Annotated in this window: 18 protein-coding genes; 10 read left to right on the forward strand and 8 right to left on the reverse strand. The window is 73.8% G+C overall.

All coding sequences use genetic code 11. From position 1 onward, the window contains the following. Nucleotide 1: 1 nt before the first annotated feature. The 5 genes from AB0B86_RS18285 to AB0B86_RS18305 all read right to left on the reverse strand — a co-directional run bounded on the left by AB0B86_RS18285 (nt 2) and on the right by AB0B86_RS18305 (nt 3,861). Nucleotides 2-1,129, reverse strand: coding sequence for a glycosyltransferase (locus AB0B86_RS18285; protein WP_357408417.1), 1,128 nt, complete (start codon nt 1,127-1,129; stop codon nt 2-4). Beyond that, on the reverse strand, nt 1,126-2,034 hold the full coding sequence (locus tag AB0B86_RS18290) for a carotenoid biosynthesis protein (protein WP_357418698.1): 909 nt from the start codon (nt 2,032-2,034) through the stop codon (nt 1,126-1,128). Before AB0B86_RS18290 ends, AB0B86_RS18285 begins: the two co-directional genes overlap by 4 nt. Continuing rightward, nucleotides 2,031-2,582, reverse strand: coding sequence for a GNAT family N-acetyltransferase (locus tag AB0B86_RS18295; protein ID WP_357408421.1), 552 nt, complete (start codon nt 2,580-2,582; stop codon nt 2,031-2,033). Before AB0B86_RS18295 ends, AB0B86_RS18290 begins: the two co-directional genes overlap by 4 nt. Then, nucleotides 2,579-3,298, reverse strand: coding sequence for a monooxygenase (locus tag AB0B86_RS18300; RefSeq protein WP_357408573.1), 720 nt, complete (start codon nt 3,296-3,298; stop codon nt 2,579-2,581). The genes AB0B86_RS18295 and AB0B86_RS18300 overlap by 4 nt, the downstream gene beginning before the upstream one ends. Before the next feature lie 74 nt (nt 3,299-3,372). After that, nucleotides 3,373-3,861 carry a YbaK/EbsC family protein gene (locus AB0B86_RS18305; RefSeq protein WP_357408423.1) on the reverse strand — a complete coding sequence of 163 codons (489 nt, stop codon included), beginning with the start codon at nt 3,859-3,861 and terminating at the stop codon, nt 3,373-3,375. A gap of 472 nt (nt 3,862-4,333) precedes the next feature. Here AB0B86_RS18305 and AB0B86_RS18310 point away from each other — a divergent pair, with 472 nt between their 5' ends. The 9 genes from AB0B86_RS18310 (at nt 4,334) to AB0B86_RS18350 (ending at nt 14,889) form a co-directional block, all read left to right on the forward strand. Beyond that, entirely contained in the window at nt 4,334-4,783 is a 450-nt protein-coding gene (locus AB0B86_RS18310; protein ID WP_357408425.1) for an SAV_6107 family HEPN domain-containing protein, read from the forward strand. A 111-nt stretch (nt 4,784-4,894) separates the two neighbouring features. Next, entirely contained in the window at nt 4,895-5,620 is a 726-nt protein-coding gene (locus AB0B86_RS18315; RefSeq protein WP_357408427.1) for a hypothetical protein, read from the forward strand. Beyond that, nucleotides 5,617-7,266: a DNA polymerase Y family protein gene (locus AB0B86_RS18320; RefSeq protein WP_357408429.1), complete on the forward strand. Its 1,650-nt coding sequence runs from the start codon at nt 5,617-5,619 to the stop codon at nt 7,264-7,266. Before AB0B86_RS18315 ends, AB0B86_RS18320 begins: the two co-directional genes overlap by 4 nt. A gap of 132 nt (nt 7,267-7,398) precedes the next feature. Next, nucleotides 7,399-10,767, forward strand: a complete 3,369-nt coding sequence (locus AB0B86_RS18325) for an error-prone DNA polymerase (protein ID WP_357418754.1) — start codon at nt 7,399-7,401, stop codon at nt 10,765-10,767. Between the two features lie 92 nt (nt 10,768-10,859). After that, nucleotides 10,860-11,036 (forward strand): hypothetical protein, encoded by a 177-nt coding sequence (locus tag AB0B86_RS18330; RefSeq protein WP_167492956.1) that lies wholly within the window; start codon nt 10,860-10,862, stop codon nt 11,034-11,036. Between the two features lie 79 nt (nt 11,037-11,115). Then, nucleotides 11,116-11,883, forward strand: a complete 768-nt coding sequence (locus tag AB0B86_RS18335) for a methyltransferase domain-containing protein (protein ID WP_357418702.1) — start codon at nt 11,116-11,118, stop codon at nt 11,881-11,883. After that, entirely contained in the window at nt 11,880-13,052 is a 1,173-nt protein-coding gene (locus tag AB0B86_RS18340) for a nucleotide pyrophosphatase/phosphodiesterase family protein (RefSeq protein WP_357408435.1), read from the forward strand. The genes AB0B86_RS18335 and AB0B86_RS18340 overlap by 4 nt, the downstream gene beginning before the upstream one ends. 62 nt (nt 13,053-13,114) lie before the next feature. Next, nucleotides 13,115-14,374, forward strand: coding sequence for a DNA polymerase IV (locus tag AB0B86_RS18345; RefSeq protein WP_357408437.1), 1,260 nt, complete (start codon nt 13,115-13,117; stop codon nt 14,372-14,374). A 116-nt stretch (nt 14,375-14,490) separates the two neighbouring features. Continuing rightward, complete coding sequence (locus AB0B86_RS18350; protein ID WP_357408439.1) at nt 14,491-14,889, forward strand: DUF3040 domain-containing protein; 399 nt, start codon at nt 14,491-14,493, stop codon at nt 14,887-14,889. A gap of 233 nt (nt 14,890-15,122) precedes the next feature. Here the strand turns inward: AB0B86_RS18350 and AB0B86_RS18355 are convergent, their stop codons facing one another. Genes AB0B86_RS18355 through AB0B86_RS18365 form a run of 3 tightly spaced genes read right to left on the reverse strand, consistent with a single transcriptional unit; the run spans nt 15,123 to nt 19,960 of the window. Further along, entirely contained in the window at nt 15,123-17,591 is a 2,469-nt protein-coding gene (locus AB0B86_RS18355; protein ID WP_357418704.1) for a DUF3488 and transglutaminase-like domain-containing protein, read from the reverse strand. A 16-nt stretch (nt 17,592-17,607) separates the two neighbouring features. Continuing rightward, on the reverse strand, nt 17,608-18,906 hold the full coding sequence (locus AB0B86_RS18360; protein WP_357408443.1) for a DUF58 domain-containing protein: 1,299 nt from the start codon (nt 18,904-18,906) through the stop codon (nt 17,608-17,610). A gap of 1 nt (nt 18,907) precedes the next feature. Further along, on the reverse strand, nt 18,908-19,960 hold the full coding sequence (locus tag AB0B86_RS18365) for a MoxR family ATPase (RefSeq protein WP_357418707.1): 1,053 nt from the start codon (nt 19,958-19,960) through the stop codon (nt 18,908-18,910). 401 nt (nt 19,961-20,361) lie between these two features. On the opposite strand from AB0B86_RS18365, the gene leuS reads away from it, so the two are divergent. Then, complete coding sequence (gene leuS, locus AB0B86_RS18370) at nt 20,362-23,202, forward strand: leucine--tRNA ligase (protein ID WP_357408447.1); 2,841 nt, start codon at nt 20,362-20,364, stop codon at nt 23,200-23,202. Nucleotides 23,203-23,297: the final 95 nt, after the last annotated feature.

Genomic DNA, 23,297 nt, shown 5'->3' on the forward strand with positions numbered 1-23,297 from the left:
CCTAGCTGACCGGACGGCCCCGCCAGGTCAGGCGGCGTCGCTTCCGCAGATGGTACGACCGCAGGGTCAACCAACCGAGGACCACGACCGACACGGGGTGTGCGAGCGCGTCGGGCCACCACCGGCCGCCGGTCGCCCGCGCGGTGAGCACCCGCCCGGCCACCCCGAGCAGGTAGCCGGCCAGGCCCACTGCGGCCACCCCCGGCGCGCCGGCCACCAGACCGGCCAGCGCGATCAGCGGCGGGGCGGTGTAGAGCAGCAGCAGCGCCGCCACCACTGCCGCCGCCGCGCCCGGGTGCCCGAACGACGCCCAGAGCGACTTCGAGTACCCGTCGCGCAGTTGCGGCCAGTCGTCGTACATCCGGCAGGTGGCCAGGCGCGAGCCGTCGGCCAGGGCGATCCGCCCACCGGCCCGCTTGACCGCCCGGGCCAGCTCGACGTCCTCCAGGATCTTGTCGGCGACCGCGGCGTGCCCACCCGCGGTGGTGTAGCCGGCCCGGTCCAGCGCCAGGAACTGCCCGCCCGCCGCGGCCAGTGACGGCCGCGCCGAGCGTTCCATCGCGCGCAGCGGCAGGAACGTCAACCAGAGCCACTGCAGCAGCGGCTGCACCAGCCGGTCGGCCGCCGTCGCCACCACGATCCGGGGGTACGGCGACAGCAGCGTCACGCGGGCGGCGCGCAGCTCGGTGACGGCCGCCGCTACCGCGTGCGGGGCGAGCACCACGTCGGCGTCGACGAAGACCAGCGCTGTGGCGTCCGGGTCGGCCCGGGTGGCCAACTGCCAGCAGGCGTGCGGTTTGCCCAACCAGCCCGGCGGTGGGGCGACCCCGGTGAGCAGCGTGACCCGGGGGTCGTCGCCGGCCACCGCGCGGACCACGTCGGCGGTGCCGTCGGTCGACCCGTCGTCGAGGACCACGATCCGCAGCCCCGGCACACCGCGTTGGGCGAGCAGGGCGCGCAGGCAGGGCGTGACCCGGGCGGCCTCGTCGCGCAGCGGCAGCAGCACGGCGACCGGCTCGTCGACCTCGTCGGGTCGGTCGGTGGGCCGCCGCAGCCATCCGGCGGCGTTGAGCCAGGTGTGCCCGGTCAGCGCGGCGACGGCGATCAGCAGGGCGAGCAGGACGGTCATCGGGTCGCGTCGACGCCGGGGCGGTGCGGCTGGTGGTCCTCCCGGCGGGAGTCCCGACCCCGGCGGGCCCGCACCAGGGTCACCGCCAGCGGGACGGCGGTCACCGACATGCCGGCGGCCCCCCAGAGCGCCGACGCGGGCAGGTCGAGGAAGACCGCGTGGGCCAGGATGCTGGAGAAGTACGTCCACAGGTAGAGCGCGACCATCGGGGCGTCCCGCCGGTCGGTGTGCGCGGCGGCCGGCCCGGCCAGCGGACGCAGGGCGCTCATCATCAGCACCGCGAAGAGCAGCCAGCCCAGGTAGTTGCTCACCGGAATGCCGGCCAGGCCGGGCAGTGCGGCGGTGACGTCGCGCCACCGCCAGTAGCCCTCGGCCACCATCTGCGGGTCGAGGAAGAGGTCCCAGGCGGCCAACCCCACGGTGGCCAGCGCGATCCGTCGTACCCACAGCCCGGCCGCCGACCCACCGCGGCCGGTCCGCGAGGCGCCGCCGCCGTTCGTCGCGCCGCTGCTGTTCGCGTCGTCGTCGGCCTGCGACGCGCCGCCGGTGAGCCGGACCGCCGCCAGCCAGGCCGGCCAGGCCATCCAGGTCCAGGCCAGCGGAATGATCAGCGGCACGCCGGCCAGTTTGGGACCCAGCTCGCCGGAGTAGTCGTAGCTGCCGAACGGCACACCGGTGGCCACCCCGATCGCCTCGATCGCGAACCCACCGCCGGTGGCCACCGCCACCAGCGCCGCCGCGACCCGCGGGCCCCGGCTGAGCAGCGCGTGACCCACCGAGAGCAGCCACCCGAGCACGACTGTGGCCACGGTGAGCCCGGCCCTGGTGGCACCGGTGGTGAGCGGGTAGCAGATCTGGGCGAGCACCAGGACGGCGAGCAGCGTCCAGGAGATCCGTCGGGTCATGACGCCGGTGGCTCGAGCGGCAGGTCCCGACCGAGTACGCCGAACGGTCGTTCGTCACCGGGGAAGTGGAAGTTGCGCAGCACGTCGACGAAGCCGAAGCGCCGGTACAACCGCCAGGCCCGCGAGGTCTGCTCGTCGGCCTCCGGGGTGGACAACAGCGTGGTGTCGCCCTCGGCCATGCCGAGCAGCGCGCGCAGTTGGCCGGTGCCCAGACCGTGCCCCTGGGCCGGTGGCCGTACGTGCAACTCGACCACCTCGAAGCAGTGGGTGAGCCAGCGCTGGCGGGTCGGGGCGTCCAGCGCCCGGTGCACCTGGTCGTGCCACCACTGACCGGCGGCGCCCAGATAGCCGTAGCCGAAGCCGGCGAGGTGACCCTCGCTGGTCAGACTGGCGACCGCCCGGAAACCCGGCCGGCGGACGTGGGTGGCGATGTAGCCGCGCCGGGCCTCCAGCAGGTCGGTGCGGTATCCCATCGCCTCGCCGTAGACGGCCACCACGTCGTCCAGCCGCCGGACGAGATCGTCCGACGTCCAGCGCACCAACCTCATGCCCGTCCACCCTTCACCGTTTCCGGACCACCGTCGGCGGCCCATCCGAGCACCGACCGGTCACCGACCACGTCGCGCACCTCGAACCGGGCGAACAGCTCCTCGGCGTACCAGCCCGCGATGGGGGTTCGCATGATCGCCGCCCGATGCTCCGGGTGACGGTACGCGAACGCCACCAGGTCTGTCGGGTCACGCCACACGCTCACCGTGCCCTGCCAACCCAGCGGTGCCTCCCCGACCCCGAACCGGGCCAGCAGGCCGGGCGCGTCGCGCAGGGCGGCGGCCACCGGGGGGACCGCCCGCCAGAAGGTGGCCGCCCGGCGGACCCGCAACCGGGCCCGGGTCAGCGCCAGCACCGGGCCGGTGACCCGACCGCCGGCCGGGTCGCCGAACGGCAGCTGGCCGGACCACTCGCCCCGGCTGGTCAGCGGGCGCAGGTCGATCCGGGCCCGGGCGCGGGCGATGCCGGCCCAGGCGCGGCCGACCGGCGAGTCGTCGAAGCCGGCCGCAGCGGCGGGGGAGTCCCAGACGGTGAGCGCCGCCCACCGGGTCAGGTCGGCGTCGCCGGGGCCGAAGCCGGTGCCGGTCCCGGTGCCCAGCAGCTTGCCGAACCGGACGCCCGGAAGGGCACGCAGCCGGCGTGGATCCACCGCCATCCGGGTCAGCGCCCGGGGCAGCGCGCCGGGGGAGGTCCGCCAGACGTGCAGCGTGACCAGCTCCGGTACGGCGCTCGCGTCACCGCGCGGCGGCGGTGCGAGCGCCTCGCCGCTGTCCCCGCTGGTCCGCTCGCTCACGCCACCTCGGCCGGGCTGCCGGCGGTGACCCGCAGCAGCTCGGCGTAGGTGGTCGGGAAGACCGCCTGCGGTACGCCGCCCGCGGCCCAGATCTCGGGGTACGTCGCCAGTGCCGTGTCCACCAGGGTGCGCAGCGGGTGCGGGTGCCCGAGCGGGGCGACTCCGCCGATCGGCTGCCCGGTGTGCGTCCGGACGAACTCCGGGGTGGCCCGGCGCAGCCGGGTGACCCCGATCGACGCGGCCAGGCCGGCGGTGTCCACCCGGTGCGCGCCGGAGGTGAGCACGAGCAGCGGCGCGTCGTCCGCGATGAAGATCAACGAGTTGGCGATCTGGCCGACCTCGACATCGAGTGCCTCGGCGGCGGCTGCCGCGGTGGGCACCGCGTCGGGCAGCAGGCGGATCGTGCTTGGCGCACCGGTGCCGTCGAGCGTGCCGGCGGCGGTGAGCGCGTCCTGCACCGCCCGTACGTTCGGGTGTGGCTGCATCCCGCCATTCTTCCCGGTCCGCTGGTGCGCGGTTCAGCCGGCCGGCAGTTACCCGCGCGGCGGGAGCGCGTCCCCGGTCGGGCGGGTCACACGTTGCATTTTCGTCGGCGGGGAGGTGTACTGTCAGCAGCAGTTAGAACGAGTGTTCGATTGCCTCGAACGTCCGTTCCAACCAGCCGGAGTGCGGCGTTTCGCGGCGCCAACTCCGGGCGGTGCGGCGCCGCGGGCCGCACCTGGGTTTCCGGGCAGTCGCGAGCCTGGTCCCGACAGGCAGGAGCGTCGCCCGCCGCCCACGACCCCCGGGCAGCGGGCGACGCACCCGCCGGTACGCCGGCCGGGTGTGGTGTGGGGAAGCGTCCACACCCGGCCGGCCACACCCGGTGCGTCTTCCTCCGCACCACCCGACCTCGGCGTCTCGTCGGTGGCATCAGCCGCCGCAGTGACGCCTCGGCCACGTGGAGGAGAGACATCCATGCCGACCAACCCGGCTCAGGCACCGACGGTGCCGGCGCACGTGCTGCCGCACCGCACCCCCGTCCAACTCCTCACGTTGGCCCGCCGTGGGCTGGTCGAGGCCGGCCAGACCCGACCCGACGGCCTGCGTTACGCGGCTGCCCACCTGGCGGCGCTGCGGGCGGCGGCTGCCCTGCTCGCCGCCCGGGCCCGGCCCGCGCCGAGTCGTCGCAACCGGATCACCAGCGTCTGGGTCCTCCTCTGCGCCGTGGCGCCGGAGCTCGACGAGTGGTCCCGCTTCTTCGCCGCCGGGGCCAGCAAGCGCGCCGCCGCCGAGGCGGGCATTCCCCGGGTGGTCAGCGCCCGGGAGGCCGACGACCTGCTCCGCGCCGCCGAACAGTTCGTCACGGTGGTGGAGGCCGCGCTCGGCGTGGCCCACCAACCGACGCTGGACGGCCGCGCCGCCTGATCCCGCCGTGCCACCGGCCGTCCCGCGGGGGGAGCCGGGCGGCCGGTGGCACGGCGAGCCGGTCCGGAATGTGATCCACAGCAGCAGCAGTAACGACGGGGGGTTGGTCCAATGGCGGGCCGCATGGTGGTCGGTTCCGCCGCACTTGCCGATCTGGTGCGCCCGGCGAGCGCACCCGACCCGGTCGGTGGTCATCGGGTGCTGCCGGTGGCGCCCGAGCTGACCGGTCTGCTGCCCAACCGGGGCCTGCGTCGGGGGAGCACCATCGCCGTTGCCGCCGGCCAACCCCAGCGCAGCGGCGGCACCTCGTTGATGCTGGCCCTGCTCGCCGAGGCGTCCCGGGCCGGATCGTGGTGCGCCGTGGTCGGTGTGCCGACGTTCGGTGCGGGTGCGGCCGCTGAGCTGGGCATCGCCCTGGACCGGTTGGCCCTGGTGCCCAATCCCGGCCCCGAGTGGGCCACAGTGGTCGCCGCACTGATCGACGGGGTGGACGTCGTGGTCACCACAGTGCCGGCCACGGTCTCCGCCTCGGTCGCCACCCGGTTGGCCGCCCGGGCCCGGCAGCGCGGCAGCGTGCTCGTCCCGTACGGCCGGTGGGACGGCGCGGACGTGACACTGCGGGTGGTCCGGGGAGTGTGGGAGGGGCTCGGGCAGGGCCGGGGGCGGCTGCGTCGCCGGGAGGTCACCGTCTCGGCGCGCGGGCGCGGGGCGGCGGCCCGACCCAAGGAGATCAAGGTCTGGCTCCCGGGTGACGAGCTGACCCGGGTCATTCCCGGCCCGGTGCGCCCGACCGTGGGCCGACCTGCCGCACCGCTTGCCCTGGTCGGTCGGGGGTGACCGGTACGCCGCCACGCACCCTGCTGTTGTGGTGCCCGGACTGGCCGGTGCTCGCCGCCGAGATCGTCGACGGGGTGCCGGCGACCGGGCCGGTCGCCGTGCTGCACGCCAACCGGGTGGTCGCCTGCTCCGAGCGGGCCCGGGCCGAGGGGGTACGCCGAGGTCTGCGCAAGCGGGAGGCGCAGGGTCGCTGCCCGCAACTCACAGTGGTGGAGTACGACCCGGGCCGGGATGCGCGGGCGTTCGAGCCGGTGGTCGTCGCGGCGGAGGAGCTGGTCGCCGGCGTGGAGGTGGTCCGTCCGGGTGCCTGCGCGGTGGCCGCCCGCGGGCCGGGCCGTTACCTCGGCGGCGAGGAGGCGGCCGCCGAGCGGATCATCGAGCACGTCGCCCAGTCGTGCCTGGTGGAGAGCCAGGTAGGCATCGCCGACGGGGTGTTCGCCGCCGGGTTGGCCGCCCGCGCCGGCCGGGTGGTGGCACCGGGCGGGACACCGGAGTTCCTGGCCGGGTTGCCGGTCGAGGCGCTCGGCCGGTCGGCGTTGGCCGACCTGCTGCGTCGGCTGGGAGTGCGTACCCTCGGCGACTTCGCCGCGTTGCCGGCCGGCGACGTGTTGGCCCGGTTCGGGTTCGACGGAGCGCTGGCCCACCGGCTCGCGGCCGGGCGCGACCACCGTCCGCTTGCCGTCCGGCAGCCACCTACCGACCTGACGGTGACCGCCGGGTACGACGAACCGATCGACCGGGTCGACGCGGCCGCGTTCGCGGCCCGCGCGCTGGCCGAGCAGCTGCACGAGGGGCTGGCCGGGCACGGGCTGGCCTGCACCCGGCTCGGCATCGAGGCGGTCACCGAGCACGGTCAGGAGCTGCACCGGGTGTGGCGCCACGATGGCCTGCTCACCGCCGCGGCCATCGCCGACCGGGTGCGCTGGCAGCTCGACGGTTGGCTCTCCGGCAGCAGTGGCCGTACCGGCGCCCGCCCGGCCCGGCCGACGGCCGGCATCATCCGGTTGCGGTTGGTCCCGGACGGGGTGATCGCCCAGGCCGGTCTACAGGCCGGCCTGTGGGGGGAGGCCGGCGAGGAGCGGGAACGGGCTCACCGGGCGTTGAGCCGGGTGCAGGGCATCCTCGGCCCGGAGGCGGTGGTCACCGCGGTGCTCGGCGGTGGTCGCTCCCCGGCCGACCAGGTGCGACTGGTGCCGTGGGGCGACGAACGCCTCCCGGCCCGCCCCGGCCCCGCACCGCTGCCCGGCGAGCCGATCACCGGCGGTGCCGACCGGGTCGCCGGTGCCGGTCGGTCCGCGGACCGCGGTGGCGGAGCGGTTCCGCCGTGGCCGGGCCGGCTACCGGCGCCCGCGCCGGCGGTGGTGCTGCCCAGCCCGCTCGCGGCGACGGTGCACGACGCCGCCGGTGAGCCGGTGGTGATCAGCGCGCGGTTGGCGGTGAGCGCACCACCTGCCCGGTTGGTGGTCGGTGCCGGCCAGCCGACGGAGATCGTGGGCTGGGCTGGCCCGTGGCCGGTGGACGAGCGCTGGTGGGCGCCGGCCGAGGCCCGCCGTCGGGCCCGGTTCCAGGTCAGCCTGGCCGGTGGCGCCGCTCTGCTGCTGGCCGTCGAGGCGGGGCAGTGGCTGGTGGAGGCGATCTATGACTGAGTCGGTGCTTTCCAGTTCGGAGCCGGATGTCCCGACGAGCGACATGACCGTCGGGCACATGTGTGACTCTCCGGCATGTCGCTCGCCGGCGGCTCCGGCCGTCGGGGTCCGGCCCGTCCCGAGGGCGGCTCGATGAGCTTCCACAACCCGAATATGCCCTGGTCGGAGCTGGAGCGGGTGCTCTCCGGTCGGGGCGACGACAAGCGGGGGAGCCGGGGCGAGCGGCACCTGCACGTGGTGGACCCGCTCGCCGTGGACGCCGACGGGGGTGACTCCCCGGCGTGGAGCCGTAAGCGCCAGCAGTACGAGCCGCCGGCGCTGACCCGCCCGGACGGCGTGGTGCCCTACGCGGAGCTGCACGCGCACACCAACTTCAGCTTCCTCGACGGCGCCAGCCACCCGGAGGAGCTGGCCGAGGAGGCGGCCCGGCTGGGGCTCACCGCGCTCGCCGTCACCGACCATGACGGCTTCTACGGGGTGGTCCGGTTCGCCGAGGCGGCCCGCACGCTGGGCCTGCCGACCATCTTCGGCGCCGAGCTGTCCCTCGGGCTGCCCGGCCCACAGAACGGCGAACCCGACCCGCACGGCGCGCACCTGCTGGTGCTCGCGCACGGCCATGAGGGGTACGCCCGGCTGGCCACCACCATCGCCCGCGCCCAGCTCCGCGGCGGGGAGAAGGGCCGCCCGGTCTACGGGGAGCTGGAGGAGGTCGCCGCCGAGCTGCGCGACCACGTGCTGGTGTTGACCGGCTGCCGCAAGGGGCACGTGCCGGGGGCGCTGCTCACCGAGGGGGTGGACGCGGCGGCCCGCGAGCTGGACCGGCTGACCGCGCTCTTCGGCGCGGAGACGGTGGCGGTGGAGCTGACCGACCACGGGCATCCCGTCGACGCCGACCGCAACGACGCGCTCGCCGAGCTGGCCGCCGCTGCCGGGTTACCGACGGTGGCCAGCAACAACGTGCACTACGCCAGCCCCGGCCGGCGTCGGCTGGCCACCACCGTCGCCGCCGTCCGGGCCCGCCGCAGCCTGGACGAGATCGACGGCTGGCTGCCCGCGGCGGCCACCGCCCACCTGCGCAGCGGCGCGGAGATGGCGGCCCGGTTCGCCGCGTACCCGGGTGCTGTGGCGCGGGCCGCCGAGTTCGGCGCCGAGTTGGCCTTCGACCTGCAACTTGTCGCGCCGCGGTTGCCGGCGTACCCGGTGCCGCCGGGGCACACCGAGATGAGCTGGCTGCGCAAGCTGACCGCCGACGGCGCGCGGGAACGCTACGGGCCGCCGCAGGCGCACCCGACGGCGTACGCGCAGCTCGACCACGAACTGAACATGATCGAGGAGTTGGGCTTCCCCGGCTACTTCCTGGTGGTCTACGACATCGTCGCGTTCTGCCGCGAGCAGGACATCTACTGCCAGGGCCGGGGCTCGGCGGCCAACTCGGCGGTCTGCTACGCGCTGCGTATCACCAACGTGGACGCGGTCCGGCACCGGCTGCTGTTCGAGAGGTTCCTCGCCCCGGAGCGGGACGGCCCACCGGACATCGACGTGGACATCGAGTCCGACCGCCGGGAGGAGGTGATCCAGCACGTCTACACCCGCTACGGCCGGGAGCACGCCGCCCAGGTCGCCAACGTCATCTCCTACCGGCCCCGGTCGGCGGTGCGGGACGTGGCCAAGGCGTTCGGTTTCTCACCCGGTCAGCAGGACGCCTGGAGCAAGCAGATCGACAGGTGGGGTTCGGTGGCCACTGTCGACGTCGAGGGCATCCCGGAGCAGGTGGTGGAGTACGCCAACGAGTTGCAGACGTTCCCCCGGCACCTGGGCATCCACTCCGGCGGCATGGTGATCTGCGACCGGCCGGTGATCGAGGTCTGCCCGGTGGAGTGGGGGCGGATGCCCGGGCGCAGCGTGCTCCAGTGGGACAAGGACGACTGCGCGGCTGTCGGCCTGGTCAAGTTCGACCTGCTCGGGCTCGGCATGCTCTCCGCCCTGCACTACGGCTACGACATGATCGGCGAGAGCCTCGACCTGGGTGACATGACCCTGGACGACCCGGAGGTCTACGACATGCTCTGCCGGGCCGACTCGGTGGGGGTGTTCCAGGTGGAGAGCCGCGCCCAGATGGCCACCCTGCCCCGGCTCAAGCCCCGCGAGTTCTACGACCTGGTGGTGGAGGTGGCGTTGATCCGGCCCGGCCCGATCCAGGGCGGTTCGGTGCACCCGTTCATCAGGCGCAAGAACGGCCAGGAGGAGGTGACGTTCGCGCACCCGTTGATGCGCAACGCCCTGGAGAAGACCCTTGGTGTGCCGCTGTTCCAGGAGCAGCTGATGCAGCTCGCCATCGACCTGGCCGGCTTCGACGCGGCCGAGGCCGACCAGTTGCGCCGGGCGATGGGCGCCAAACGGTCGGTCGAGCGGATGACCCGCATCGCCGACCGGCTCTACGCCGGGATGGCCGAGCGGGGCATCACCGGTGAGCTGGCCGACGACGTCTACCGCAAGCTCACCGCGTTCGCCAGCTACGGCTTCCCGGAGAGCCACGCGATGAGCTTCGCCTACCTGGTCTACGCAAGCTCCTGGCTCAAGCGCTACCACCCGGCGCCGTTCCTGGCCGCGCTGCTCAACGCCCAGCCGATGGGTTTCTACTCGCCGCAGACCCTTGTCGACGACGCCCGCCGGCACGGGGTGGAGGTCCGTCGCCCGGACATCAACGCCAGCGGGGCGTCGGCGGTGCTGGAATCCACAGCGGACACCCGGTGGGGCAGCGGGCCGGGTGAGCCACCGCACGCCTGGGGGCTGGGCGGCCCGGCGGTCCGGCTGGGGCTGTCCAGCGTGCGTACCCTCGGCGCCGACGTGGCCGAGCGGATCGCGGCCGACCGGGACTCCGGTGGGCCGTACCGGGACATGCCTGATCTGGTCCGGCGGGTCGGTCTCACCGCCGCGCAGCTGGAGGCGCTGGCCACCGCGGACGCCTTCTCCTGTTTCGGGCTGACCCGGCGGGAGGCGCTCTGGGCCGCCGGCGCGGCGGCCCAGGACCGGCCGGGCCGGCTGCCCGGCACGGTGACCGGCGCGGCGGCGCCCACGTTGCCCGGAATGGAGGCGGTGGACCGGCTGGTGGCCGACGTGTGGGCCACCGGGCTGTCGCCGGAGAGCCACCCGGCCCGGTTCATCAGGGGGCAGCTCGACGTGCTCGGCGCGGTGCCGATCGCCCGGTTGGGGCGGGTGGAGCCGGGGCAACGGATCCGGGTCGGTGGCATCGTCACCCACCGGCAACGTCCGGCGACCGCGGGCGGGGTCACCTTCCTCAACCTGGAGGACGAGACGGGGATGCTCAACGTCACCTGCTCGCCGGGGCTGTGGCAGCGCTACCGGCGGGTGGCCCGGACCAGCGCCGCGCTTGTGGTACGGGGGCGGCTGCAACGGCACGAGGGGGTGACCAACCTGGTCGCCGACCGGTTGGACGCCATTGATCCACCGGTGCGTCCCGCGTCCCGTGACTTCCGCTGATCGAGTGATCCACATTACGGTTTCCTGAGCCGTCGACCGGGAGACTCGTCCCGAGCGGGCAGAGCGGCCCGCGATCCGTAAGGGGGAAGACAGTGACGGGTAATCACGCGTACACCGGTGGAATCGCCAACGCCCGGCGGACCCGACTGGGCACCGGCTGGGTGCCGTCGCACCTCGCCGACCCCCGCGAGTACGAGGTGACGAACGGCCCGGTCGCGAACGAGCGCCGGTCCCGGGCGGAGGACGAGGCCGAGGGCACCGAGGCCTGACCGACCGCCGTACCACGCACCGAGCGGGCGTGTGGTGGGCCGGCCCGCCCGCCACACGCCCGCACCCTCAGCGGAGCGGGTGACTAGGCTCGTCCGGGTGGAGCAGACCCCAGGCCGGTTCGCCGGGCCGCCGCTGACCCCCCGTACCGCAGTGATCTGGTCGGTGCTCCGCGCCGAGTTGGAGCGGCGCGGCGACGCCGAACTGACAGTGCTCGACGTGGGCGGCGGCACCGGCGGTTTCGCCGTCCCGCTGGCCCGAGCCGGGCACCGCGTCACAGTGGTCGACGCCAGCCCCGACGCCCTCGCGGCGCTCACCCGCCGGGCCGCCGAGGCCGGGGTGGCCGACCGGATCGCCGCCGTGCAGGGCGACGGTGACGCCCTCGCCGGGCTGGTCGAGCCGGCCGGCGTCGACCTGGTGCTCTGCCACGCCGTGCTGGAGGTGGTCGACGACCCGACGCCTGTGGTGTCCGCGCTGGCCACCGCGTTGCGCCCCGGCGGCGCGGCAAGCGTCCTGGTGGCCGGCCGGGCCGCCGCCGTGCTGGGCCGGGCGATGAACGGGCACCTGGACGTGGCGACCGCACTGGCCGCCGATCCGGCCGGCACCGCCGGGGCACGCGACACGCTGCGCCGACGCTACGACGCCCCCGCCGCCGCCGCGCTGCTCGCCGCCGCCGGGCTGGTCGTCGAGGAGATCCACGGGGTACGCGTCCTGGCGGACCTGCTGCCGGCCGCGGTCGCCGACGGGCAGCAGGCCGCGCTGGTGGCGCTGGAACGCGTCCTGGCCGCCCAACCGCCGTACCGGGATCTGGCCGCCCAACTGCACCTGTTCGCCCGCCGCCCGGCATGATCACCGCGCCGGATGGCCCGCCGACGCCGCTGGCGGTGCTCGGGCCGGACCACGGCGGCGGCCGGCTCGCCGAGGTGCTGCCCAGCGCCCTCGCCGTGCTGGGCGTGCCCGGCTCGGCCGACCCGCTCGGGCTGGCCCCCAGGCTCGCCGGGGTACGCCGGATCGCCGTGCTGCTTGTCGACGGGCTCGGCTGGTACCAACTGCCGACCGCCGCCCCGCACGCGCCGACGCTCGCCGGGCTCGCCGCGACGGTGGGCCGTCCGCTCATCGCCGGTTTCCCGTCCACCACCCCGACCAGTCTGGTGTCGCTGGGCACCGGCGTGCCGCCCGGCGCGCACGGGGTGCTCGGCTTCACCGTGCGGGTGCCCGGCACGGACCGGGTGCTCACCCACACCGACTGGGCCGGGGATCCGTCCCCGCTGACCTGGCAGCCGGTGACCACCCAGTTGGAGCGTGCCCGAGCCGCCGGCGTGACGACGACAGTGGTGAGTAGGCCGGAGTTCGGCGGCAGCGGGTTGACGCTGGCCGCCAACCGGGGCGGCGACTTCCGGGGCGCCGCCGGCGGGGACGCGGTGGCAGCCGCCATGCTGGCCGCGCTGGCCACCGGCGCCGGACCGACCCTGGTCTCCGGTTACCACGCCGACCTGGACCGGTACGGCCACGTCTACGGTGTCGACTCGGAACCCTGGCGGATCGCCGCCACCGAGGTGGACGCGCTCGTCGCCCGCCTTGTCGACGGTCTCCCGCCGGACGCGGCGCTGCTGGTGACCGCCGACCACGGCCAACTCGACATTCCCGCCGCACACCGTTTCGACCTGGACGCCGACCCCCGCCTGCGCGCCGGGATCCGGGTGGTCGCCGGGGAGGCCCGGGTGCGGTACCTGCACGTCGCACCGGGTGCGCTCGACGACGTGGTGGCGGCCTGGTCGACAGTGCTCGGCGCCGCCGCGCGGGTACGCACCCGCGACGAGGTGGTGGCCACCGGCTGGTTCGGTCCGGTGCCCGAGGAGCACCTGGGCCGGATCGGTGACGTGGTGGTGACCTGCAACGACACCTACGCGGTAATGGCCAGCCGGACCGAGCGGCCGATGGCGTCGAAGCTTGTCGCGTACCACGGGTCGGACACCGCGGCCGAGCTGACCGTGCCGCTGCTTGTCGTACGCGGCTGACCGGCGTGCGTTCTGGCCCGGTGGCGGCTGGTGGTGTCGTACCTCCGGGTTAACCTGCCGGGATGGGCCGCAGTCAGTCGTTGCCCCGGGGCGGTGATCCGCGCTTCGGGCCGGATGCCGACGACTCCGGCAGCCCGATCCTGCACGTCGACATGGACGCCTTCTTCGCCGCCGTCGAGGTGCGCCGCCGCCCCGAGCTGCGGGGCCGGCCGGTCATCGTCGGCGGGGTGGGGCCGCGCGGCGTGGTCAGCTCGGCCAGCTACGAGGCCCGCCGTTACGGCGTACGCAGCGCGATGCCGACCAGCCAGGCTCGGGCGCGCTGCCCGCACGCTGTCTATCTGCCACCGGAGTTCAGCGCCTACACGGCCGCCTCCCGGGCGGTGATGCAGATCTTCCGGGACGTCACCCCGCTGGTCGAGCCGCTCTCCCTCGACGAGGCGTTCCTCGACGTGCGCGGCGCCCGCCGACTCTTCGGCTCCCCGGCCGCCATCGCGCGGCTGATCCGCCAGCGGGTCGCCGACGAGCAGGCGCTCACCTGTTCGGTAGGGGTGGCGCCGAGCAAGTTCGTGGCCAAGCTGGGTTCCACCCGGGCCAAGCCGGACGGCCTGCTGGTGGTGCCCTCGGGGCAGGTGCTCGACTTCCTGCACCCGCTGCCGGTGGACGCGCTCTGGGGGGTGGGGGAGCGGGCCGCCGAATCGCTGCGCCGGCTCGGCCTGGCCACCGTCGGCGACCTCGCCGAAGCCCCCCTGGGCCTGCTCCGCAAGGCGGTCGGCGCGGCGTCCGCCGCCCACCTGCACGAGCTGGCCTGGGGACGGGACCCGCGCCGGGTCAGCCCCGAACACGTCGACAAGTCGATCGGCGCCGAGGTGACCTTCGACGTCGACGTGGCCGACCCGATGGAGATCCGCCGCGCGTTGCTCGCGCTCAGCGCCAAGGTCGGCGTCCGGTTGCGCGGCTCCGGGCAGGTCGGGCGCACCGTCGCCCTGAAGGTCCGGCTGGCCGATTTCCGGACCGTCAGCCGTTCCCGCACCCTGGATGTGCCTACCGACACCGCCCGCGAGATGTTCGACACCGCCTGGGCGCTCTACACCGCACTGGACCCGGGCGAGCGGATTCGACTCGTCGGTGTCCGGGTGGAGGGGCTCGCCCCGGCGCAGGGCGCGCCACGGCAGCTCACCCTCGGCGCGCCCGAGCGCGGTTGGCGGGAGGCGGAAGCTGCCGCCGACGCCGCCGCTGCCCGATTCGGGCGGTCCGTCATAGGTCCGGCCAGTCTGATGGGCGACCGTGACGCTCAACGAAAGGAAAATCCACAGCACCCGTAGGTCGTCCCGCTTTCCGACGCGCGACCCCCCTCGTAGACTTGCGGGTAAGCAGTCGGATGGCTGCCACGGTCTGTCGGCCCGAGTGGGCCCGACCAACGTGACCGGGGAGGAGTGCCGTGCCGCTCTCGGAGCACGAGCAGCGGCTGTTCGAGCAGATCGAGCGGTCGCTTGCCGAGGACCCCAAATTCGCCTCGGCCGTGCGCGCCAGCGATCCGCGCTTCCATGCGCGGCGTCGCCTGCTCGTCGCCGCCGGCGTCATCATCGCTGGCCTGGCTCTACTGGTCTACGGGGCGGTGATCAAGACTCCACCGCTGGCGGTGGCGGGCTTCGTCGTCATGCTGGCCTCGGCCGCGTACGCGGTCCAGTCCCACCGGCGAGCGCAGTCACCCGACCTGCACGTGGTGGGCGGCACGACAAGTCGTCGTCGTTCCCGCGGTGGTCGGTCCGGTCGCCGGTCGTCGCTGCTGGACCGCATGGAGGACAGGTGGCGGCAGCGCCCGGAGGGGCACCGCTGAGGCGGCCCCGCCGCTGAGGCGGGCCGAACGCCGCGATGAGCGGGTCGCCGGGCACGCACTCCCGGCGACCTTCGTCGTATCCGCGTGCCCAGTGCCGATCCGCGTGCCCAGTGCCGTATCCGCGTGTCCGGCGCTGCCGGGGTGCTGACCCGGTGCTGCCCGCTGGCGGGCGGGGCGGCGGTTGGTGCACCGCCACCCCGGCCCTCCCAACGGGCGTCGGTCAGCTGACCAGGTCAGCGGGCCCCTCGGTCCGCCAACAGCCGTCGAGGGTTCCAGCGCAGCAGCCGATACCGGGCTCGCCCGGTCAGCGCCACCATCCGGCCGGACGTGTCCGCCATGGTGGTCCGCCACCGCAGCAGCACCGACGGCGGCAACACGGCGGCGACCAGGCGGGTACGTCGGTCCGCCCGGGCGGCGAGCGCCCCACGGACCGCACGTAGCGCCGGCAGCAACCGCTCACCGGTGAGCGGGTCCCGGGCGTAACGGGCCCGCTCCTCTGCCTGGCCGAGCAGCAACGCCGACCCGGTCGCGGCCGTGTCGTCGCCGAGAGTGTCGCGGACCAGCCGGTCCGCGGTCGCCCGGGGCGTCTCGGTCAGGTCGACCGGGACCCGGAAGTCCACCATCGTGTCGAGCAACTCCGCCCAGGCCGCGTGCGCGTCCGCGCGGGCCCGGTCGGCGTCCACGCCGACCACCACCACCCGCGCCCCCGGCTCGCCACCGCCGGCAGCGGCGGTCACCGCGGCGCTCGCCGGTTGGCCACCCCGTCGGCGGCGCAGCGCCATCCGGCGCAGCGCGGGAATGGCGAGCAGGGCGAGCAGGGCCAGTAGGCCGGCCGTCCACCACGGCCAGACCGGTGGCTGTTCGGCAGGCCTGGTGCCGTCCAGGGACAGCCCGTCGTCGACGTCCCGGTCGGCGTTGTCGGGCCCGGCCGGACCGGCCGACGCCTCGGGGCCCGTGGGAGTGTCCGCGACGCCGCTGCCCGGGGTGGACGGTTCCGGCGCGTCAGTGTCCGGCGCCCAGGCCGAGCGGGTGGATCCCGGCACCCCGTACGTCGGGGTGGCGTCGAACGGCACCCAGCCGACCCCGTTGAAGAAGACCTCGGTCCAGGCGTGCAGGTTGAGGTTGGTGAGCGTGAACGTGTTGCCGTCGCGCTTGCTGCCGTTGGTGAACCCGAACGCCACCCGGGCCGGGATGCCCGCCGAACGGACCAGCCAGGCCATCGCGGCGGCGTACTGCTGGCAGTAGCCGACCTTGTTGGTGAGGAAGTTGACGATGTCCTGCCCGCTGCTGCCGCTCTCGGTGCTCAGCCGGTACCGGAACCCGTTGTCCGCAGAGAAGTGCCGGTAGATCGCCAACACCCGGTCGTAGTCGGTGCGCTTGTCCTGGGTCAGTCCCTTGACCAACTCCTCCACCTCGGGCACCGACCCGGGGGTGGCGGTCATCTGCCGGCGGACCGGGTGCTCGGTCGGCAGCGGTTGGGTGCTCCGCAGCGTCGCCGGGGTGTACGTCGAGCGGACATAGTCGAAGGAGTACTTGCGGCCCCGGGAGTTTTCCCGGTTGGAGAAGATGACCTGCTGGTTGGAGTCGTAGAGCCAGTTGCCGCTGAGGTCGTCGGTGTTCACCGGCTCGGCGTACACCGGCATGAGCGACATGCTCAGGCTCTTGGTGACCTCGACGGTGGCCCGGTAGGTGGTCTGCTGCACGCCCGGGCGGGCCCGCTCGGCCGGGTCGGGCAGGTCCCGGTTCGCCGGCTGGCCGCTCGGGTTGCGGGCCTGGAAACCGGTCGGACGCAACTCGTCGGCGACCGCGTAGCGCAGGTAGAACGGGTCGGGCTCCGATGTGGTGACCTTGACCAGGTCGGCCACCTGGGACTGGTTGAGCTGCCCGGCGAGCGAGGCGAACAGGTCGATCCGACCGGACGTGCCGCCCGAACCGGAGCCGTTGCCGGTGCCGTTGCCCGGACCCCGACTGAGCGAGTCGAGCAGCCCGCCCCGCATGCCCGGCACCGCCAACGGCAGCGCCACCGCCAGCACCACGCCGACCACCGCGAGCCGACGGCCGGCCGACGCCAGCGGCGAGGCCTCCCACACGTCAACGTCGCGGCCGTCGCCGGTGAACCGACGCCCGAACCTGCGTACCCGGTCGACGTTGTCGGTGACCAGCAGCCAGAGGTAGCCGGCGGCGCCCACCACGAACGGCGTCGCGGGGACGCTGTCCACGTAGACGGCGACCGGCACCGAGTAGATGGCGAGCATCGGCAGCCCCGCCAGCGCGGGCCGGCGCAGCCCCACCGCCAGGAAATCCACAAGTACGGCTACCGCGCCGATGCCGAGCACGGCGATGAACAACAGCGGGTCGGTGTCCGGGACCTCGACGCCGTAGGAGCGCATGTCCTGCATGGAGCCGTTGAGCAGGGCGCCGAAGTGCGCGAAGGTGCTCGGCGTGGGCAGGATGGCGAGCAGTTCCTGGTTGCTGGGGAACAACCAGGTCAGGGCGAGGAGCAGACCGGCGAGCATGCCCAGCACCTGACCCCACAGCGGTGCCCGGACGAGCCTGGTCAACGCCGCCGCACCGGCCACCACGGCGACCGCGACGATCGACTCGAACAGCCATGTCCAGCTCTGGAAGATGGCCGACAGCGGCGCGGCGGCCAGCAGCGTGGCCGCCGCCGCCACCAGGCCGATGTTCCGACTGGCGTTCATGAGGGGACCCTTCCGTTCATCGCACGCCGCCGGCGACCGTCTCCGCCAGCGCGGCACGCAGGGCGAAACCCTGCGAGCCCCGGCCGGCCTGCGGCCACAGCGTCGGCAGTCGGGCACCGTGGTCGACGCCGACGACGCGCCAACCGCTCTGCACCATCGCGAGGACGGCGGCTGCGTGCGCGTGCTCCGCCTCCGCCCGGGCCTTTTCCGGCAGGCTGAGCCAGGTGGAGCTGTTCAGCAGGAAGCCGATGCAGGTGGCGCCGTTGCCCCGCAGCCCGGCCAACAGCTCGGCCTCGGCCACGCTCACCGTGCCGAACAGCCCGATGATCAACCCGCCGTCGGCGCGCTGGCGGACCCGCTGCACGAGCCCTGTCACCTCGGCCCGCTGATCCAGGCGCACCTCCGCGAGGTGGTCGAGCAGCACCCCGTCACCACCGGCCTCCGAGGCGTCCACATCGGCGCCCGAGCCGGTGACCAGGCGCAGCTTGTAGCCGGCCTGGCGGAGGTGAACGGCGACGCTCGCGGCGGCGGAGACGGCCCACTCGAAACTCGCCGTCGGCCCCTCGCCGCGGTGGCCGTACGCCCGGGTGTCCAGGACGACGGTGGCCCGGCTCTCCCACGGCTGTTCCTCGCGGCGCACCATCAGCTCGCCGGTGCGCGCCGTGGACTTCCAGTGCACCCGGCGCAGGTCGTCACCGCGCCGGTACTCCCGGGTCGCCGCGTCGTCCTCGCCGTGCACCGCCACCGACCGGGCCCGGCTGTCGCCGCTGCCCGCGTACTCCCCGGGGAGCCGGACCGACGGCAGGGGGGCGACCTGCGGGATGACCGTCAGGTGGTCGGTGCTGGGGAAGGACCGGGTGAGCTCGCAGAGGCCGAACGGGTCGGTTATCCGGACCACGAGCGGGCCCACGTCGTATCGGCCCCGCACATCGGCCCGCACTGTGTACGCCACGGAAGTCGCCTGGTGCGCGCCGAGCCGCTCCAGCACCACCCGAGGCCGGCTGCCCAGCGCGTAGGGCAACCGGTCCTCCAACAGGAGGGTGCCGGTTGGCAGCCGGGAGAGGTTCTGGAGCCGCAGCACCACCCGGGAGTTGGCGCCGACCGGCACCCGGTGCGGGTCCAGGGACCGGTTGCAGGCCAGTTTGTACCGGCTGCGCCCGACGTACGCCGCGGCCAGCAACGGCAGAATGGCCAGCAGCACCGCCACCCGGAGCAGATCCCGCTCGCCGAGGATGCCGGACGAGATCGCCGCCGCGACGGCGGCGGCGAGGAAGGAGCGCCCGCGGGTGGTCAGCCCGCGCAGCCCGGCACGCACGTCATGGCCTCCGCGGCTCGTAGGGCACGCGGCCGTTGCCGGTAGCGGGCCGGGTGTCGTACGGGTTGCGCTGCCGGTCGTGCGGCAGCGGCAGGCGGTGCACCAGCTCGGAGACGATCGCGTCGGTGGTGCGCCGAGCGAGCTGCGCGTCGGCGGTCGGGATGATCCGGTGGGCGAGCACCGGCACCGCCAGGGCCTGCAGGTCGTCGGGGAGGACGTAGTCGCGGCCCTCCAGGGCGGCGACCGCCCGGGCGGTGCGCAGCAGCTGCAGGGTGGCTCGGGGGGAGGCGCCGAGCCGCAGGTCGGGGGCCTCGCGGGTGGCGGTGACCAGGTCGATCGCGTACTGCTTGACGGCGTCCGCGACGTGCACCTGCCGGACGGTGGCGATGAGCTGCCGGACGATCGCCGCGTCGGAGACCGCGCGCAGCTCGTTCAGCGGATCGGTGGCACCGTGGCCGTCGAGCATGGCCAGCTCGGCGTTCGAGTCCGGGTAACCCATCGCGATGCGGGCGGTGAACCGGTCGCGCTGCGCCTCGGGCAGCGGGTAGGTCCCCTCCATCTCGATCGGGTTCTGGGTGGCGATGACCATGAACGGGGTCTGGAGCTGGTACGTCACACCGTCGACGGTGACCTGCCGCTCCTCCATGCACTCCAACAGCGCCGACTGGGTCTTCGGCGAGGCCCGGTTGATCTCGTCGCCGACCACCAGGTTGGCGAAGACGGCACCCGGGCGGAACTCGAAGTCGTGCGTCTCCTGGTTGTAGACGCTGACCCCGGTGACGTCGCTGGGCAGCAGGTCCGGAGTGAACTGGATCCGTCGTACCGTGCAGTCGATGGACCGCGCGAGGGCCTTGGCCAGCTTGGTCTTGCCGACGCCTGGAACATCTTCGATAAGGAGGTGACCCTCGGCGAGCAACACGGCCAGGGCGAGCCGCACGGTGGCGGTCTTACCCTCGATGACCTGCTCGATGTTGGCCACGATGGCCTCGCTGGCGGCGCGGAACTCGTCGTGCGGCAATAGACCGCCCACCTCGTCCCAGGTCTGTTGTGTCACGGGCCTCCTCCTCGTCGCCGTCACGGCAGCTCTTTAGAGAGCACCTGGACCCGCCGTTGGGTTCGCGACGCCGAGCCTCGTTTGCCGCAGGATTCTCACTAGCCTCTCAGGCTAACCATGTTTGTCGTTATCGCCGACCCCCGCAGGTAGTCCGTCGGTTACGCCCCGAATTCGCCGCCTCGGGGGACCCGGCCCGACGCACCCCGGTGGACAGCAGGCCGAACCGGCGGCGAGGTACACTGCGGGACATGGCCGGAGTCTTCCTGCTTCTTACCGGGCCGTGCTGATGCGCTGAACGCGCGACAGCACGGCGGCCCCTCCTGTGCGAGGGGCATTTTTGTGCCCGCCGCCGGCCCGGCCCGGCGATGCCGAGACGAAGCGAAGCGAAGCGAGGAGAGACGATGAGTGAGGCAGCCGCACCGGCGGGCGACATTCCCCCGTTCCGGTACACCGCGGCCCTGGCCGACGAGATCGAGATCCGTTGGCAGGACACCTGGGCGCGCGAGGGCACCTTCCACGCACCGAACCCGACCGGCCCGCTGGCCGACCCGACCCACCCCCGCGCCGGCGCGGAGAAGCTGTACGTGCTGGACATGTTCCCGTACCCGTCCGGCGCCGGCCTGCACGTCGGCCACCCGCTGGGGTACATCGGCACCGACTGCTACGCCCGCTACCAGCGGATGGCCGGGCGCAACGTGCTGCACGCGATGGGCTTCGACGCCTTCGGCCTGCCCGCCGAGCAGTACGCGGTGCAGACCGGCACCCATCCCCGCACCACCACTGTGGCGAACATCGAGCGGTACAAGGCGCAGCTGCGCCGGCTGGGCCTGGCGCACGACGAGCGCCGCTCGGTGGCCACCATCGACACCGACTTCTACCGCTGGACCCAGTGGATCTTCCTGCAGATCTTCAACTCCTGGTACGACCGGGACGCCGGCCGGGCCCGCCCGATCGCCGAGCTGATCGCCGAGTTCGAGGGCGGTAACCGACCCACCCCGGACGGCCGGGCCTGGGCCGAGCTGAGCGTCGCCGAGCGCCGTCAGGTCGTCGACGACCACCGGCTGGCGTACGTCTCGCAGGCCCCGGTGAACTGGTGCCCAGGGCTGGGCACCGTGCTGGCCAACGAGGAGGTCACCGCCGACGGCCGCTCCGAGCGGGGCAACTTCCCGGTCTTCAAGCGCAACCTGAAGCAGTGGATGATGCGGATCACCGCGTACGGCGACCGGCTGCTGGACGACCTGGACAGCCTGGACTGGCCCGAGGCGATCAAGCTGATGCAGCGCAACTGGATCGGCCGATCCACCGGGGCGCACATCGACTTCGCCACCGCTGGCGAGCCGATCCGGGTGTTCACCACCCGTCCGGACACCGTCTTCGGCGCGACCTACATGGTGCTGGCCCCCGAGCACGAACTGGTCGACGCGCTGGCGCCGACCGCCTGGCCGGACGGGACGAGGGACGCCTGGACCGGCGGGCACGCCGGCCCCCGGGAGGCCGTCGAGGCGTACCGTAAGGCCGCCGCCGCCAAGACCGACGTCGAACGGCAGGCCGACGCCAAGGAGAAGACCGGCGTCTTCATCGGCGCGTACGCCACCAACCCGGTCACCGGCGGGCAGATCCCGATCTTCATCGCCGACTACGTGCTGGCCGGCTACGGCACCGGCGCGATCATGGCGGTCCCCGCCCAGGACGAGCGGGACTGGGCGTTCGCCGAGGTCTTCGAGCTGCCCATCGTGCGTACCGTGCAGCCGTCGGAGGGCTTCGCCGGCAAGGCGTACACCGGGGACGGTCCGGCGATCAACAGCGCCGCGCCCGAGCGCGGCCTGGACCTGAACGGCCTGGGGGTCGCCGACGCCAAGGCGGCGATCATCGCCTGGCTGGAGGCCAACGGGCACGGCACCGGCGCGGTCACCTACCGGCTGCGCGACTGGCTGTTCTCCCGGCAGCGTTACTGGGGCGAGCCGTTTCCCATCGTCTACGACGAGGCTGGCGCGGCCATCGCCCTGCCGGAGGAGATGCTGCCGGTCGAGCTGCCCGAGGTGGACGACTTCTCCCCGAAGACGTTCGCCGCCGACGACGCCGACAGCAACCCGGAGACGCCGCTGTCGCGGCGACGGGACTGGGTCGAGGTCGAACTGGACCTGGGCGACGGGCCGAAGCGCTACACCCGCGAGACCAACGTGATGCCGCAGTGGGCCGGTTCCTGCTGGTACGAGATGCGCTACCTGGACCCGACCAACAGCGAGCGGTTCGTCGACGCCGAGAACGAGCGCTACTGGATGGGCCCGCGCGCCGACGGCGACTGCGGCGGCACCGACCTGTACGTCGGCGGGGCCGAGCACGCCGTGCTGCACCTGCTGTACGCGCGCTTCTGGCACAAGGTGCTGTTCGACCTGGGCCACGTGTCGTCGTTCGAGCCGTTCCGCAAGCTGTTCAACCAGGGCATGATCCAGGCGTACGCGTACACCGACTCGCGCGGCAGCTACGTGCAGGCCGAGGACGTGGTCGAGCGCGACGGCGCGTACTACCTGGAAGACCTGGTGGTCAACCGCGAGTACGGCAAGATGGGCAAGTCGCTGAAGAACGTGGTGACCCCCGACGACATGTGCGCCGCGTACGGCGCTGACACCTTCCGGGTGTACGAGATGTCGATGGGGCCGCTGGAGGTGTCCCGCCCCTGGGAGACGCGGGCGGTGGTGGGGTCGTACCGGTTCCTGCAGCGGGTCTGGCGGGCCGTCGTCGACGAGGAGACCGGCGCGCTGCGGATCACCGAGGACCCGGCCGACGAGGCGACCCGCCGGCTGCTGCACAAGGTGATCGACGGCGTCCGCGGCGACATGGACGGCATCCGGTTCAACACCGCGATCGCCAAGCTGATCCAGCTGACAAACGGTCTGACCGGCCTGTCGGCCACGCCGCGTGAGGTGGCCGAGCCGCTGGTGCTGATGGTGGCGCCGTTCGCCCCGCACCTGGCCGAGGAGTTGTGGCGCAAGCTGGGCCACGACACGTCGCTGACGTACGCGGACTTCCCGACCGCCGACCCGGCGTTGCTGGTGGCCGACACGGTGACGTACCCGGTGCAGGTGAACGGAAAGGTCCGTGGCCGCATCGAGGTGCCCGCCGACGCCGCCGAGGAGACCGTCCGCGCGGCGGCCCTGGACGCGGTGGCCGCCACCCTGGCCGGCAAGGAACCCCGCAAGGTCATCGTGGTCAAGGGCCGAATGGTCTCCGTAGTCGCCTAACCCCCGTCCGCCCCGCCCCGCCCCGCCCCGCCCCGCCCCGCCCCGCCCCCCTTGTCCGGTCGATCATGGAGTTGTGGTGCCCGAGTTGTCCCGGG

Source organism: Micromonospora sp. NPDC049047, from assembly GCF_040649135.1.
Classification (GTDB): Bacteria; Actinomycetota; Actinomycetes; order Mycobacteriales; family Micromonosporaceae; genus Micromonospora.